Raw genomic sequence first — 14,786 nt, forward strand, 5'->3', positions numbered from 1 at the left:
ATCGCCCTGATGCCCATCCCCACCGACGCCTTCTTTCTGGACCACGCCGACGGCCTGCCCCTGCAGGTGCAGCTGCGGCGCCAGATCATCGCCGCGGTGGCGGCCGGCCGGTTCCGCCCGGAGGAAAAACTGCCCTCGACCCGCGCGCTGGCCCGGCATCTGGGGGTGGCGCGGGTGACGGTGGCGCAGGCGTTCGCCGAGCTGGTCTCGACCGATTACCTCAGCAGCCGCGACCGTTCGGGGCATTACATCTCGGACACCGTCGAGCGGCGGCTCGAGGCCGAACCGCTGGCCCCGGCGGCGGCGGGTTTCGATTGGGGGCAGCGGATCGACGGCCGCTTCCTGCGGGCGCAGCGCCGGGATCGCGACCACGACTGGCGCCGCTTTGCCTATCCCTTCGTCTACGGCCAGGCGGACCCGACGCTGGTCGACCACGCCGCCTGGCGCGACTGCGCGATGCGCACGCTGGGACGGAGAGAGTTCGATGCCGTCACCGGCGATCTCTACGACGCCGACGACCCCGAGCTGGTCGACCACATCGCCCGCCAGATCCTGCCCCGGCGCGGTATCAGTGCCGGGCGCGACGAGATCCTGCTGACCATGGGCGCGCAGAACGCGCTGTGGCTGGTGGCGCAGGTGCTGCTGCGCGCCGGCACCGCCTGCGCCATCGAGGACCCGTGCTATCCCGGCCTGCGCGAGATCCTCGCGGCGCGCGCGGCGCGGGTGCTGCCGGTGCCCGTCGACGGCAGCGGCCTGCCGCCCGACGCCATCCCGCCCGGGGTCGCGGTCGTGTTCACCACCGCCAGCCACCAGTGCCCGACTAATTCCACCATGCCGCTGCCCCGCCGCAAGCAGCTGCTGGCACGCGCGCAGGCGCAGGGCTTTGCCGTGGTCGAGGACGATTATGAGTTCGAGATGTCCTTTGCCGGCGCGCCGTCGCCCGCGCTGAAGGCCATCGACCGGGCCGGGGCGGTGATCTATGTCGGCTCGTTCTCGAAATCGGTGTTTCCGGGGCTGCGGCTGGGCTATCTGGTGGCCGACCCGCGCGTCATCGCCGAGGCGCGGGCGCTGCGCGGCATGATGCTGCGCCATCCGCCCGGCCACATGCAGCGGACGCTGGCGCATTTCCTGTCGCTTGGACATTACGACGCGCAGGCGAACCGGATGCGCCGCGCCTATGCCAGGCGGCGCGAGGTGATGCTGGCCGCCATGGCGGCCGAGGGGCTGCGGCTGGCCTCGCCCGAGGCGACGGGCGGGTCCAGCTTCTGGCTGGCGGCGCCGGGGGGCGTGGATTCCGCGGAACTCGCTGCGCGGCTCAAGCGGCGCGAGGTGCTGATCGAGCCCGGTGCGCCGTTCTTCCACCAGCCGGCCGCGGGGCAGGACTTCTTCCGCCTTGCCTATTCCTCGATCCCCTCAGAGCATATTCCCGAGGGCATCCGCCGCATCGGCGCAACGCTGCGAGAGCTGGGCGGCTGAGCGGGGCCGGCCCGGGGTGCGGTGCACTGACCCCGCTCAAGGTTGCGGTTCGTTCGGCAGAGTCCGTCATGCCCCATTGCGAGACGTGGCCGCGCCCCTCCGCTACCCCCGCAGCACCCGGTAGATCACCGGGATCACCAGCACTGTCAGCAGCGTCGAGCTGGCCACCCCGAACAGCAGCGAGATCGCCAGCCCCTGGAAGATCGGGTCCGCCAGGATCACCGCCGCGCCGATCATCGCCGCGATGCCGGTCAGCAGGATCGGCTTGAAGCGGATGGCCCCGGCCTCGATCAGCACCTCGGTCAGCGGGCGGTCGCCGCGCGGGGTGTGGCGGATGAAATCGACCAGCAGGATCGAGTTCCTGACGATAATCCCTGCCAGCGCGATGAAACCGATCATCGAGGTGGCCGAGAACGGCGCCCCGAACAGCCAGTGCCCCAGCATGATCCCGATGAAGGTCAGCGGCACCGGCGTCAGCACCACCAGCGGCAGCTTGAACGACCGGAACTGCGCCACCACCAGGATATAGATCCCCAGCAGCGCCACCATGAAGGCCGCGCCCATGTCGCGGAAGGTGACCCAGGTCACCTCCCATTCGCCGTCCCACAGCAGCGTGGGCGCGGATTCGTCGGCGGGCTGGCCGTGCAGGCTGATGACGGGGCGGGGCAGGTCGGTCCAGTCTTGCGCCTCCAGCGCATCCTGCACGGCCAGCATCCCGTAAAGCGGGGCCTCGAAATCGCCGGCGAGCTCTGCCGTCACCATTTCCGCCGCGCGGCCGTTGCGGCGGAAGATCGGCAGCGAGGCGCGTTCCTCGACCACCGCGACCACGTCGCCCAGCTCGACCACGCCGCGGTCGCCGGGCAGCACGTTGGCGGGGATGGGAGTGGTCAGGAAATCCTCGTCCATCACCCGCTGCGCGCGGGGGCGCTCGATGCGGATCGGGATCGGCGGGCGGCCCTCGCCGCGATGCGAATAGCCGACCAAGGCGCCCGAGTTCAGCAGCCCGATTGTGTCCAGCACGTCGCCTTCCTCGACGCGGAAGAACTCCAGCTCGTCGGTCGAGATCACCGTCCGCAGCTTGCGCGGCGCGGTGCCGTAGGAGTTGTCGATGTCGACGATGAAGGGGACGGATCGGAACGCATCCTCGACCCGCGCTGCCACCGCGCGCCGCGTGGCGGCGTCGGGGCCGTAGATCTCGGCCAGCAGCGTCGCCATGACCGGCGGGCCGGGCGGCGGCTCGACCACCTTCAGCACCGTGCCGGCGGGCATGGTGGCGGCGCGCAGCCGCTCGCGGATCTCCAGCGCGATGTCGTGGCTGGCGCGGTTGCGCTCGGCCTTGGGGCGCAGGTTCACCGCCACGTCGCCCAGCTGCGGCTGGCTGCGGTGAAAGCTGTGGCGCACCAGCCCGTTGAAGTCGAAGGGCGCGGCGGTTCCGGCATGGGTCTGGACCGAGACCACCTCCTCCATCCCCAGCAGGATGCCCGCGACCTCTTGCGCCACCGCGTCGGTATCCTCGACCGAGGCGCCCTCGGGCAGGTCGATCATCACCGCCAGTTCGGACTTGTTGTCAAAGGGTAGCAGCTTGACCGTCACGTCGCGGGTGTAGAACAGCGACAGCGAGCCCGCGGTCAGCGCCAGCACCAGCGCCAGGAACAGCCAGCCCCGCGCCTTGCTGGCCAGCAGCGGCCGCGCCACCATCGCATAGGCGCGCCCCAGCGCGCCCCCGCCATGCGCGGCCCCGGCGTGGCCGGTCATCGGCGCGCGCCCGGCGATCTTCATCATCAGCCAGGGCGTCACCATCACCGCGACGAAGAACGAGAAGATCATCGCCGCCGAGGCATTGGCCGGGATCGGGCTCATATAGGGGCCCATCATCCCCGACACGAACAGCATCGGCAGCAGCGCCGCGACCACGGTCAGCGTGGCGACGATGGTGGGGTTGCCGACCTCGGCCACCGCCTCGATCGCGGCCCTTGCGCGGGGGCGGCCGTCGTTCATCGCCCAGTGGCGGGCGATGTTCTCGATCACCACGATGGCGTCGTCGACCAGGATGCCGATGGAAAAGATCAGCGCGAACAGCGACACCCGGTTCAGCGTGTAGCCCATGATCCAGGAGGCAAACAGCGTCAGCAGAATGGTGACCGGGATCACCACCGCGACCACCAGCGCCTCGTGCCAGCCGATGGTCAGCCAAACCAGCGCGATGATCGACACCGTGGCAAGCGCCAGGTGGAACAGCAGCTCGTTGGCCTTTTCGTTGGCGGTCTCGCCATAGTCGCGAGTGATCTCGACCGCGATGTCGGCGGGGATCAGCCGGCCCTGCAATTCATCGACCCGGTGCAGGATGGTCTCCGCCACCGTTACCGCGTTCGAGCCGGCGCGCTTGGCGACGGCCAGCGTCACCGCGGGCGCGCGCAGGGGCTGGCCGTCCGCGCCGCTGGTGACGGTCGCCACCATCGCGTCGGCCGTGTCGGTGGCCAGCGTCACATCGGCCACGTCGCGCAGATAGACCGGGCGGCCGTCGCGGGTGGTCAGCAGCAGGTTCCCGATCGCCTCGGGCGTGGCGAGCGTTTCGCCGGCGACCAGCATGATCTGCTGGCCCCCGTCGCGGACATGGCCGGTGGGAAAGGCGCGGTTGGCGCCCTGCACCTTGCCGGCCAGCTGCTGCAGGGTCAGCCCGTACAGCGCCAGCCGCGCCGGGTCGGGGGCGATGCGGATCGCCTCGTCCACGGCGCCGACCAGATAGGTCAGGCCGACATCCTCGATCTTGGTGATCTCGGTCTGCAACTGCCGGGCGATCCGGGTCAGGTCGTTGGCGGTGACCTGCCCGGCGGAGCCGGGCGCGGGGGCCAGGGTCAGCGACACGATCGCCACGTCGTCGATGCCGCGCCCGACGATCAGCGGCTCGGGGATGCCCAGCGGGATCCGGTCCATGTTGGCGCGCAGCTTGTCGTGGACGCGCAGCACCGCGGTGTCGGCCGAGGTCCCGGTCAGGAAGCGCGCGGTGACCAGCACCCCGTCATCCTGGGTCTGGGAATAGACGTGCTCGACCCCGTCGATGCCCTTGACGATCTGCTCCAGCGGCTCGGTGATCAGCTTGACCGCATCGGGGGCCTTGAGCCCCGGCGCCTGCACCTGGATGTCGATCATCGGCACCGAGATCTGCGGCTCTTCCTCGCGCGGCAGCGCCATCAGCGCGATCAGCCCGAAGGCCAGCGAGGCGATCAGCAGCAGCGGCGTCAGCGGCGAGGCGATGAAGGCGCGGGTCAGCAGCCCCGCCAGGCCAAGGCGCGGGGTGTCGTCGCGGGGCCCATCGTCGTGCGGGCCGCGGTCGCGGGGGGCGTTGGCAGTCATCTCAGGGCAGCAGCACGGTATCGCCGGCGTGCAGGCCGGTCAGGATCTCGACAAGGGCGGCGCCGTCCAGCTCCAGCACCTCGCCCGGTACCACTGCGCGCTCGACCTCGGTGTCGCCCTGGCGGATGCGCACGAAATCCAGCCCGGAATGCGAGCTCAGCGCCGCCTGCGGCACCAGCAGCGCCTGGCGCACCCCCACCGGCACCCGCACCAGCACGCGGGCGTCGACGAAGCTGGCGTCCAGCCCCTCGACCTCGACATCGGCGATGACGCGGCCGTTCTCGATCTGCGGGTAAAGCTTGGCCAGGCGGCCCGGCATCACCGTGCCGTTCGAGGTGATCTGCAATTCCGCCCCCTCGCGCAGGTCCGGGGCGTGGCGTTCGGGAATGGCCAGGCGCAGGAAGAAGCCGCCGCCTGCGATGGTCGCCACCGGCTCGCCGCCCATGATCACCGCGTCGCGGGTGACGGGCACGGTCAGCACCCGCCCGTCGACCGGGGCCAGCACCTCGCCCTCTTCCGCCTGCTGCAGGGCGACGTCGCGCTGCGCCTGCGCCGCGGCGATCTGGTTCTGCGTCACGCTGACGTCGGTTTCCAGCTGTTCGAGCCGCTGCGCGGTGGACACCCCGCGCTCGACCAGCGAGCGCCCGCGGGTCAGCTCCGCCTGTGCGCGGTCCAGCTGCGCCTCAAGCGCGCGCAGCTGCGCGTCGATCGCCGCGATCTGGAAGCTGATTTTGTCGTCGCGCACCAGCGCGATCTGCGTGCCCGCCGCCACGCTGTCGCCCTCGGTGACCGAAAGCTCGACCACCGTGCCGCCGATCCGTGCCCGCGCCGGCACCAGATCGCGGGCCTCGACCCGGCCATAGACGGCCTTCCACTGCGGGATGTCTTGTGGCGCAAGCAGCAGGGTCTCGGCCGCAGTGACGGCCGAGGCAGCGGTGACCAGGACCGCGATCAGCAGCGGACGCATGGCGTCGGGCCTCCGTTCAGCTGTGGTTCAGGCGGCGTGCCCGGGCCGGAAGCCGAGCTTGCGCAGCATGTTGGCCGCGGGACAGATGCCGGTAAAGGCCGATTGCAGCAGGTTGGCGCCGACGAACAGCGTCAGCCAGACGAAATGCGGCGACACCCAGACGGTCAGCGCGACCGAGACCAGGACCATGATGCCGGCAAAGGCGCGGACGGCGTTTTCAAGGGTCATGAGCGATTCTCCTGCTTGAGCGTACTTTTCAATATGCGCATATTTGAAGGTATAAACAAGGAACAATCATCTGCCCGCAATGTCGCAGGGCGCGGGGCGGGCGGCGGGCAAGGGGCAGGCGGGTTCGACCTGCCGGTGGTGCGGTGCGCGTCGTCCGGATTGGACAGGTGGTTCGGGTGGAAATGCGGCGCCAGCGGCGGATCCGGCGAAACCAGTTCGACCCGCCCGCGCGAATCGGCGTCGAGCAGCACCACCCCGCGTAAGACCGGAGAAAAATATTCACGATGTCGGAACTGCCCAGGCTTGCGGCCGACATCGTGGCCGGGCGCATCCGCGGCCGGGTGGTCATCGACATCGCGGGATAGGACCGGGGGATGGAACCGGGGCAGCCCGGTTCCTTCCCCCGCCGGCCTTTGCACCACCATTGTCTGTCACCGTTCCCCGGATACTCCGCCGACGGAGCGTCCGGGAACCGGGCAGGCAGGGGGCCGGGCCCGCCGGTCAGGCTGGCGCCTGCGCCAGTTCCGCCGCGCGCGCACGCAGCGCGAATTTCTGGATCTTGCCGGTCGAGGTCCTGGGCAGTGCCCCGAACACCACCCGCGCGGGCGATTTGTAGCCCGCCAGCCCGGCCCGGCAATGGGCGATCAGCGCGGCCTCGGTCAGCTCGTGGCCCTCGTGCAACTCGACAAAGGCGCAGGGGGTCTCGCCCCATTTCTCGCTGGGCATGGCGACCACCGCGCAGATCGCGACTGCGGGGTGGCGGTAAAGCTGCTCCTCGATCTCGATCGACGAGATGTTCTCGCCCCCCGAGATGATGATGTCCTTGGAGCGGTCCTTGAGCTGCAGGTAGCCGTCGGGATGCATTACCGCCAGGTCGCCGGAATGGAACCAGCCGCCGGCAAAGGCCTCAGCGGTGGCCTCGGGGTTCTTCAGATAGCCCTTCATCACATTGTTGCCGCGGAACATCACCTCGCCCAGGGTGCGGCCGTCGGCGGGGACGGGCTGCATGGTGTCGGGGTCCATCACCGCCAGATCGTCCAGCGACAGGTAGCGCACCCCCTGCCGCGCCTTGCGGGCCGCCTGTTCCGGGGCGGGCAGCGCGTCCCAGGCGGGGTTCCATTCGCAGACCACCGCGGGGCCGTAGGTCTCGGTCAGGCCGTAAAGATGGGTGACGCTGAAACCGGCCTCGGCCATGGCGCGCAGCACGGTCTCGGGGGGCGGGGCGGCGGCGGTGTTGAACACCACCTGCTGCGGAAAGCTGCGCTTCTGCCCGGCGGGCGCGTTCAGCAGCGTCGTCATGACCACGGGCGCGCCGCACAGATGGGTGACGCCGTGGTCCGCGATGGCGTCGTAGATCGCCCCCGCCCGCACCCAGCGCAGGCACACCTGCGTGCCCGCCTGCACCGGCAGGGTCCAGGGAAAGCACCAGCCGTTGCAGTGGAACATCGGCAGCGTCCACAGATACACCGGATGCCGGCCCAGCCCGGCGTGGATGACGTTGTTCAGCGCCATCAGCGCCGCGCCGCGGTGATGATAGACCACCCCCTTGGGATTGCCCGTGGTCCCCGAGGTATAGTTCAGCGCGATCGCGTCCCATTCGTCGCCGGGCCGGGCGCCCTCGAAATCCGGGTCGCCCGCGGCCAGGAACTGCGCGTAATCCAGGCTGCCGATGGGCTCGCCCTTGGGGTGAGGGGCGTCGTCGGGGTATTCCGTGTCGTCGAAGTCGATCACCAGCGGCTGCACCTTTGCCTGCGCCAGCGCCTCGGCCGCCAGGGCAGAGAACTCTCGGTCGACGATCAGCACCCGGGTTTCCGCGTGGTCCATCTGAAAGGCGACGGTGGCGGGGTCCGAGCGGGTGTTGAGCGAATGCAGCACCGCGCCCCCGGCCATCGGCACACCGAAATGCGCCTGGATCATCGGCGGCGTGTTCGACAGCAGCACCGAGACGGTGTCGCCGCGCCCGATCCCCCGCGCCACCAGCGCCGAGGCCAGCCGCCGGCAATCGGCCCAGAGCCGGGCATAGCTGTGACGCTGGCGACCGTGGATCACCGCGATGTGGTCGGGATGGATCAGCGCCGCCCGCTGCAGATAGGAAATCGGCGTCATCGGCTGGTGATTGGCCGCCTGGCGCTCCAGCCCCTGGTCGTATTGGCTCATGTTCCTTCCCCCTTCGCGCCACCCGGCAACTGGGCCGGGATTACCCGCTTGCCGGGCGCTTGGCTACTGGCAGCGGGCCGCGCCGCAACCCCCGGCTTGCGGCTGCGCCCGGCCGCCCGGCGCTCAGCGGCCCAGGGCGTAGAACTCGGGGTTCGGGCGCATGTTGGACACGTTGGCCAGCCGGTTCGACAGGCCGAAGAAGGCGGCGATGGCGGTGATGTCCCAGATGTCGTCCTCGTCGAAGCCGTGGCCGCGCAGGGTGGCGAAATCCGCGTCGCCGACCTCTTGCGCGCGGGCCGAGACCTTCATGGCGAAATCCAGCATCGCCTTTTGCCGCGGCGTGATATCGGCCTTGCGATAGTTGACCGCCACCTGGTCGGCGATCAGCGGGTTCTTGGCGCGGATGCGCAGGATCGCGCCATGGGCGATGACGCAGTACTGGCACTGGTTCACGGTCGAGGTGGCGACGACGATCATCTCGCGCTCGGCCTTGGTCAGGTTGCCCGGACGCTCCATCAGCGCGTCGTGATAGGCGAAGAAGGCGCGGAACTCGTCGGGCCGATGCGCCAGCGCCAGGAACACGTTGGGGATGAAGCCGGATTTTTCCTGCACCGCCTCGATGCGGGTGCGGATGTCCTCGGGCAGGTCGGCCAGCCGGGGAACCGGAAAGCGGCTGATCGGGGCGTCGGCGGCGGGTGCAGGGGTTGCGGGGGTGTTCACAGGGGGTCCTCCAGGTCGGGCAGTAGCTCTGCCAGTTGCGATTGACGGATGCGCGGTTGTTGCCGGTAAGGACGCAGCAACCCTCACCGCGCGCAGTGTTGCTGCCCGCGCAAACCGTGGCAAGCAGGTGTGGGGTGCGGTCGTCACGCCAAAGCGTGCCGGATAGGCCTCCGCCCCGGCCACTCTCTGCCGCGCAAGCGCCGCGATCCACGGCGCCGGTGGCGAAGGCGGCGTCCAGCGGATAGATATCCCCTCGACGGCGCCGGGGCGGGCAGGCTCGGGCGGTGCGGCCGCAGGGGGCAGGGGTGGACGGACGACAGCTTGACGACATCCTCGCCGCCGTGCCGCTGCCGATGGTGCTGATCGGGGCGCGGGAACAGATCACCACCGCCAACGCCGCCGGCCGGGCGCTGCTGGGCGAGGGGCAGATCGGCCGGCACTACGCCATCGGCCTGCGCCAGCCGGCGCTGCTGGCCGCCATCGGCGCGGCGCTGCGCGAGGGCATCACCGGGCAGGCGCCCTACGAGGTCATCGGCCCCTCGGCCACCGTCACCTGGCTGGTCACCGTCACCCCGCTGTCGAACGCCGGCCGCCCCGAGGCGCTCTGCGCCTTTCAGGACGTCACCGAGCAGGAACTTATCGGCGCCTTCCGCCGCGATTTCGTGGCCAATGTCAGCCACGAGCTGCGCAGTCCGCTGACCACGCTGGTCAGCATCATCGACACGCTCAAGGGTGCGGCCCGCGACGATCCGGCGGCGCGCGAACGCTTCCTGACCGCCATGCAGCACGAGGCGCAGCGCATGGCGCGGCTGGTGCGCGACCTGCTGTCGCTGTCCAGGACCGAGGCCGAGGAACGCCGCCGCCCCACCACCCCGGTGGACGTGGCCGATCTGGCCCGCGCCGTCACCGACACGCTGCGCCCGCAGGCCGAGGCGGCCGGGGTGGCGCTTGAGCTGGAGACGACCCCGGGCCTTCCCCCGATTCCCGCCGATGCCGACCAGCTGACGCAGGTGCTGCAGAACCTGATCGAGAATGCGGTCAAATACGATACTCTGGGCCGGCGCGTCACCGTCAGGGTCCACCCGGACAAGGGCGAGGGGATGCTGCGCATCGACGTGGCCGACCAGGGCGAGGGGATCGAGCCCCAGCACCTGCCGCGGCTGACCGAGCGGTTCTATCGCGTGGACCGCTCGCGCTCGCGCGGGCAGGGCGGCACCGGGCTGGGGCTGGCCATCGTCAAGCATATCGTCAACCGCCACCGCGGCCGGCTGGCCATCGCCAGCGAACGCGGCCGCGGCACCACGGTTTCGGTGTTCCTGCCGACCGCGTGACGCGGCTTTTGCTGCGGCTGCAATCTTCATCAAACCGTTACAGAACCGTCGTCAAACCGTTGCGCTCCGGCGGTAGACCTGCCCGCATCGACCGTCACCCCGACGGTCGTGCGTGATACGAACAGGAAAACCGTATGTCCTGCATCAGACAGACTGCCTCGATCCTTGCCATTCTGGCCGTGTCGGCCGGCGCTGCCGCCGCCCGCGACCAGGTGCAGGTGGCGGGGTCGTCCACCGTGCTGCCCTATGCCACCATCGTTGCCGAGATCTTCGGCGAAAGCGCCGGCTTCCCGACCCCGGTCGTCGAATCCGGCGGCTCCTCGGCGGGGCTCAAGAAGTTCTGCGAAGGCGTGGGCGAAAACACCGTCGACATCGCCAACGCCTCGCGCCGCATCAAGGACAGCGAGATCGAGGCCTGCGCGGCCGCCGGCGTCACCGACATCATCGAGGTGCAGTTCGGCTATGACGGCATCGTCTTTGCCTCGGATATCGGCGGCAACGCTTTCGCCTTTACCCCGGCCGACTGGTACAAGGCGCTGGCCGCGCAGGTGATCGTGGACGGCAAGCTGGTCGCGAACCCCGCCACCAGCTGGGACCAGGTGAACCCGGAACTGCCGGCGCAACCGATCATGGCCTTCATCCCCGGCACCAAGCACGGCACCCGCGAGGTCTTCGACCTGAACGTGATCGAGCGCGGCTGCAAGGACAGCGGCGCCGAAGAGGCGCTGGCCGCGCTGGTCGGCGATGACGCCGCCAAGACCTGCACCACCCTGCGCACCGATGGCCGCGCGGTCGAGATCGACGGCGACTATACCGAGACCCTGTCGCGCATCGACAGCAACAAGGAAGGCATCGGCGTCTTTGGCCTGTCCTTCTATGAAAACAATGCGTCCAAGCTGCAGGTCGCCACGATGAACGGGGTCACGCCCTCGACCGAGACCATCGCCTCGGGCGAATACCCGGTGTCGCGGCCGCTGTTCTTCTACGTCAAGAAGGCCCATATCGGCGTGATCCCCGGGCTGAAGGACTACGCCGAGCTGTTCGTCTCGGACGAGATCGCCGGTGCCGGCGGCCCGCTGGCCGAATACGGGCTGGTGCCCGACCCCGAGCTGGCGAAGGCGCAGGCCGTGGTCGCGGACGAGACCACGCTGGACTGATCCCCAAGGCCGAAACCAGGGCGATCCGGCGTCAGGCCGGATCGCCGAGCCCTGCCGACCGGAGGTCCCCGTGTCCCCATTCTGGCTTGTCACCGCGGTGCTGGCGCTGGCCGGCGCTGCCTATGTCCTTGGCCGTGCGCGGGTGCTGTCCGCGGCCGCGGGCGACCACCGCGCCCTGCATTCGCTGCCCGCGCATTACGGCTGGGCGGCGGTGCAGCTGACGCTGGGCCCGGCGCTGCTGCTGTATCTGCTGCTGCTGCTGGCCGGGCAGGCCGGGCCGCTCGCCGCCGCCGCGGCGCTGGCCTTGGCGCTGGCGGCGCTGGTCTGGGCGCTGCGCCGCAACACCCCCGATTTCCGCGCCCGCAACGCGGTCGAGCGCGGGATGATGGCGGTGCTGATCCTCGCCTCGACCATCGCCATCGCCACCACCGCGGGCATCGTGCTGTCGATGCTGTTCGAGACGCGGCATTTCTTTTCCCTCTACGACTGGCGCGAGTTCTTCTTCTCGGCCACTTGGGCGCCGCAGTTCCAGGGGCGCTCGCAGCTGGGCATCCTGCCGCTGCTGTGGGGGACGCTGTATATCAGCCTGATCGCGCTGGCATTCGCCGTGCCGGTGGGGCTGTTCGCGGCGATCTACATGTCGGAATACGCCGGGCGACGGATGCGCGCGGTGGTCAAGCCGGCGCTGGAAATCCTCGCCGGGATCCCGACCATCGTCTACGGGCTGTTCGCGCTGATCACCGTCGGGCCGCTGCTGCGCGACTGGCTGGCGCAGCCCCTGGGGCTGGGCAACAGCGCGTCCTCGGTGATGACGGCGGGGCTGGTGATGGGGATCATGCTGATCCCCTTTGTGTCGTCGCTGTCGGACGACATCATCAGCCAGGTGCCGCAGTCGCTGCGCGACGGGGCCTTTGCGCTGGGGGCCACGCGTTCGGAAACCATCCGGCAGGTGATCCTGCCCGCGGCGCTGCCCGGCATCGTCGGCGCGGTGCTGCTGGCAGCAAGCCGCGCCATCGGCGAGACCATGATCGTGGTGCTGGGGGCGGGGGCGGCCGCGCGGCTCAGCCTCAACCCATTCGAGGCGATGACCACCATCACCGTCAAGATCGTCAGCCAGCTGACCGGCGACAACGACTTTGCCGCCCCGGAAACGCTGGTCGCATTCGCGCTGGGGCTGACGCTGTTCCTTGTCACGCTGGGGCTGAACGTGGCGGCCCTGGCCATCGTGCGCCGCTATCGGGAGCAATACGAATGAGCATGACCCCCGTAACCGCAGGGGCGGGATCGCTGTTCGCCCGCGACCCCCGCACCGCGCGGCGCCGCGCGGCCGAGGCGCGATTCCGCGCCTATGGCATGGGCGCGGTGCTGGTCGGGGTGGCGGCGCTGCTGTTGCTGCTGTCCTCGGTGCTGTCCTCGGGGCTGGGGGCGTTCCGGCAGACCCAGATCCACATCCCCGTCATGCTGGCCGAATCCGCGCTGGACCCCTCGGGGACCCGCGACCCGGCGGCGATGCGCAAGGTCACCACCATCGGCTATGGCAAGGTGATCGACGCCGCGCTGAAAGACGCCATCGCGCAGGCCGGCATCGCGCTGCCGCTGACCGACGCCGAAATCGCGGCGATGGTCTCGAAAGAGGCCCCGGCGCAGCTGCGCAACAAGGTGCTGGCCGAACCCGCGCTGGTGGGCGGCACGGTTCAGGTCTCGCTGCTGGCGAACGGCCGCATCGACGGCTACCTGAAGGGCCGCGTGACCATGGACAGCGCGCAGCTGGACCGCAACGTCACCCCGCAGCAGCTGTTGCTGGCGGACGAGATGGTGGCGCGGGGGATGATGTCGCGTGACTTCAACCCCGGCTTCCTGACCGCCCCCGATGCCTCGGACCTGCGCCCCGAGGCGGCGGGACTGGGCGTCGCGATCCTCGGCTCGGCCTATATGATGCTGATCGTGCTGGGGCTGGCGCTGCCGCTGGGCGTCGCGTCCTCGATCTATCTGGAGGAGTTCGCGCCGAAGAACCGCTGGACCGACCTGATCGAGGTGAACATCGCCAATCTGGCCGCCGTGCCCTCGATCGTGTTCGGGGTGCTGGGGCTGGCCATCTTCATCAACTTTGCCGGGCTGCCGCAGTCGGCCCCCATCGTCGGCGGGCTGGTGCTGACGCTGATGACCCTGCCCACCATCATCATCGCCACCCGCGCGGCGCTGAAGGCGGTGCCGCCCTCGATCCGCGATGCGGCGCTGGGGGTGGGGGCGTCGCGGATGCAGGCGGTGTTCCATCACGTGCTGCCGCTGGCCGCCCCCGGCATCCTGACCGGCGCCATCATCGGGCTGGCGCAGGCTTTGGGCGAAACCGCGCCCTTGCTGCTGATCGGGATGGTCGCATTCGTGCGCGAGTTCCCCTCCGCCCCGCCCGAGGGCTTCTTCGACCCCGCCCCGGCGCTGCCGGCGCAGATCTACAACTGGACCCAGCGCGCGGACCCGGCCTTTGTCGAACGGGCCTGGGGCGCGATCATCGTGCTGCTGGGGTTCCTGCTGGTGATGAATGCAGCGGCGATCCTGCTGCGCCGGCGCTTCGAGCGCCGCTGGTGATGGAGACTGTGATGTACGACATGCGGATGCCGAAACCCCTGGCGGCTGCCGCGGCCTGCAAGGTCAGCGCGCGGGGGGTGCAGGTCTATTACGGCGCCACCCACGCGCTACGCGACGTCGATATCGACATCGCCGACCGAGCGGTGACGGCCTTCATCGGCCCGTCGGGCTGCGGCAAGTCCACCTTTCTGCGCTGCCTGAACCGGATGAACGACACCATCCCCGGGTGCCGGGTGCTGGGCGACATCCGGCTGGACGGCGAGGATATCCACGACCCCCGCGTCGATCCGGTGCAGCTGCGGGCGCGGGTGGGAATGGTGTTCCAGAAACCCAACCCGTTCCCCAAGTCGATCTACGACAACGTGGCTTACGGCCCGCGCATCCACGGGCTGGCCCCGACCCGCGCCGATCTGGACGTGGTGGTGGAAAGATCCCTGCGCCGGGCGGCGCTGTGGAACGACGTCAAGGACCGGCTGCACGAATCTGGCACCGGGCTGTCGGGCGGGCAGCAGCAGCGGCTGTGCATCGCCCGTGCCATCGCCACCTCGCCCGAGGTCTTGTTGATGGACGAGCCCTGTTCCGCGCTGGACCCCATCGCCACCGCGCAGATCGAGGAGTTGATCCATGAGCTTGCCGACCAGTTCTCGGTGGTGATCGTCACCCACTCGATGCAGCAGGCCTCGCGGGTCAGCCAGCATACGGCTTTCTTTCACCTTGGCGAGCTGGTGGAATACGGCGACACCGAAACGGTCTTTACCAACCCTGTCGATCCGCGCACGGAGAACTATATTACCGGACGGATCGGGTGAC

The 14,786-nt window shown here is 69.7% G+C and carries 11 protein-coding genes; 6 read left to right on the top strand and 5 right to left on the bottom strand.

All coding sequences use genetic code 11. The annotated features are described in order from the left end of the window. Positions 1–9: 9 nt before the first annotated feature. Positions 10–1,476: a MocR-like pyridoxine biosynthesis transcription factor PdxR gene (pdxR, locus tag BUB57_RS06210; protein ID WP_073063915.1), complete on the top strand. Its 1,467-nt coding sequence runs from the start codon at positions 10–12 to the stop codon at positions 1,474–1,476. A gap of 102 nt (positions 1,477–1,578) precedes the next feature. On the opposite strand, the gene BUB57_RS06215 is transcribed toward pdxR, so the two are convergent. The 5 genes from BUB57_RS06215 to BUB57_RS06235 form a co-directional block, all read right to left on the bottom strand. Then, positions 1,579–4,830: an efflux RND transporter permease subunit gene (locus BUB57_RS06215; protein ID WP_073063919.1), complete on the bottom strand. Its 3,252-nt coding sequence runs from the start codon at positions 4,828–4,830 to the stop codon at positions 1,579–1,581. Position 4,831: 1 nt separating this feature from the next. Then, the gene (locus BUB57_RS06220) at positions 4,832–5,797 is read right to left on the bottom strand and encodes an efflux RND transporter periplasmic adaptor subunit (protein ID WP_073063922.1); all 966 of its coding nucleotides are present in this window, start codon (positions 5,795–5,797) and stop codon (positions 4,832–4,834) included. A 27-nt stretch (positions 5,798–5,824) separates the two neighbouring features. Beyond that, the gene (locus BUB57_RS06225) at positions 5,825–6,025 is read right to left on the bottom strand and encodes a YgaP family membrane protein (protein WP_073063925.1); all 201 of its coding nucleotides are present in this window, start codon (positions 6,023–6,025) and stop codon (positions 5,825–5,827) included. A 501-nt stretch (positions 6,026–6,526) separates the two neighbouring features. After that, positions 6,527–8,182 (bottom strand): acyl-CoA synthetase, encoded by a 1,656-nt coding sequence (locus BUB57_RS06230; RefSeq protein WP_073063928.1) that lies wholly within the window; start codon positions 8,180–8,182, stop codon positions 6,527–6,529. Between the two features lie 123 nt (positions 8,183–8,305). Beyond that, positions 8,306–8,902, bottom strand: coding sequence for a peroxidase-related enzyme (locus tag BUB57_RS06235; protein WP_073063931.1), 597 nt, complete (start codon positions 8,900–8,902; stop codon positions 8,306–8,308). Between the two features lie 305 nt (positions 8,903–9,207). Between BUB57_RS06235 and BUB57_RS06240 the strand changes: the two genes are divergently transcribed. The 5 genes from BUB57_RS06240 (at position 9,208) to pstB (ending at position 14,785) form a co-directional block, all read left to right on the top strand. Then, positions 9,208–10,233, top strand: coding sequence for a sensor histidine kinase (locus BUB57_RS06240; protein WP_407670329.1), 1,026 nt, complete (start codon positions 9,208–9,210; stop codon positions 10,231–10,233). 134 nt (positions 10,234–10,367) lie between these two features. After that, positions 10,368–11,390 (top strand): substrate-binding domain-containing protein, encoded by a 1,023-nt coding sequence (locus BUB57_RS06245; RefSeq protein ID WP_073063934.1) that lies wholly within the window; start codon positions 10,368–10,370, stop codon positions 11,388–11,390. Between the two features lie 70 nt (positions 11,391–11,460). Further along, on the top strand, positions 11,461–12,645 hold the full coding sequence (gene pstC / locus BUB57_RS06250) for a phosphate ABC transporter permease subunit PstC (RefSeq protein ID WP_073063937.1): 1,185 nt from the start codon (positions 11,461–11,463) through the stop codon (positions 12,643–12,645). Further along, positions 12,642–13,976 (top strand): phosphate ABC transporter permease PstA, encoded by a 1,335-nt coding sequence (gene pstA / locus BUB57_RS06255; protein ID WP_407670330.1) that lies wholly within the window; start codon positions 12,642–12,644, stop codon positions 13,974–13,976. Before pstC ends, pstA begins: the two co-directional genes overlap by 4 nt. A gap of 11 nt (positions 13,977–13,987) precedes the next feature. Next, entirely contained in the window at positions 13,988–14,785 is a 798-nt protein-coding gene (gene pstB / locus BUB57_RS06260) for a phosphate ABC transporter ATP-binding protein PstB (protein WP_073064705.1), read from the top strand. Position 14,786: the final 1 nt, after the last annotated feature.

It is taken from the genome of Paracoccus solventivorans (assembly GCF_900142875.1).
In the GTDB taxonomy this organism is placed as follows: domain Bacteria; phylum Pseudomonadota; class Alphaproteobacteria; order Rhodobacterales; family Rhodobacteraceae; genus Paracoccus; species Paracoccus solventivorans.

Coding starts and splice junctions, on each gene's coding strand:
- pdxR (WP_073063915.1), top strand. CDS start 10: ATGCCCATCCCCACCGACGCCTTCTTTCTGGACCACGCCGACGGCCTG.
- BUB57_RS06215 (WP_073063919.1), bottom strand. CDS start 4,830: ATGACTGCCAACGCCCCCCGCGACCGCGGCCCGCACGACGATGGGCCC.
- BUB57_RS06220 (WP_073063922.1), bottom strand. CDS start 5,797: ATGCGTCCGCTGCTGATCGCGGTCCTGGTCACCGCTGCCTCGGCCGTC.
- BUB57_RS06225 (WP_073063925.1), bottom strand. CDS start 6,025: ATGACCCTTGAAAACGCCGTCCGCGCCTTTGCCGGCATCATGGTCCTG.
- BUB57_RS06230 (WP_073063928.1), bottom strand. CDS start 8,182: ATGAGCCAATACGACCAGGGGCTGGAGCGCCAGGCGGCCAATCACCAG.
- BUB57_RS06245 (WP_073063934.1), top strand. CDS start 10,368: ATGTCCTGCATCAGACAGACTGCCTCGATCCTTGCCATTCTGGCCGTG.
- pstA (WP_407670330.1), top strand. CDS start 12,642: ATGAGCATGACCCCCGTAACCGCAGGGGCGGGATCGCTGTTCGCCCGC.
- pstB (WP_073064705.1), top strand. CDS start 13,988: ATGTACGACATGCGGATGCCGAAACCCCTGGCGGCTGCCGCGGCCTGC.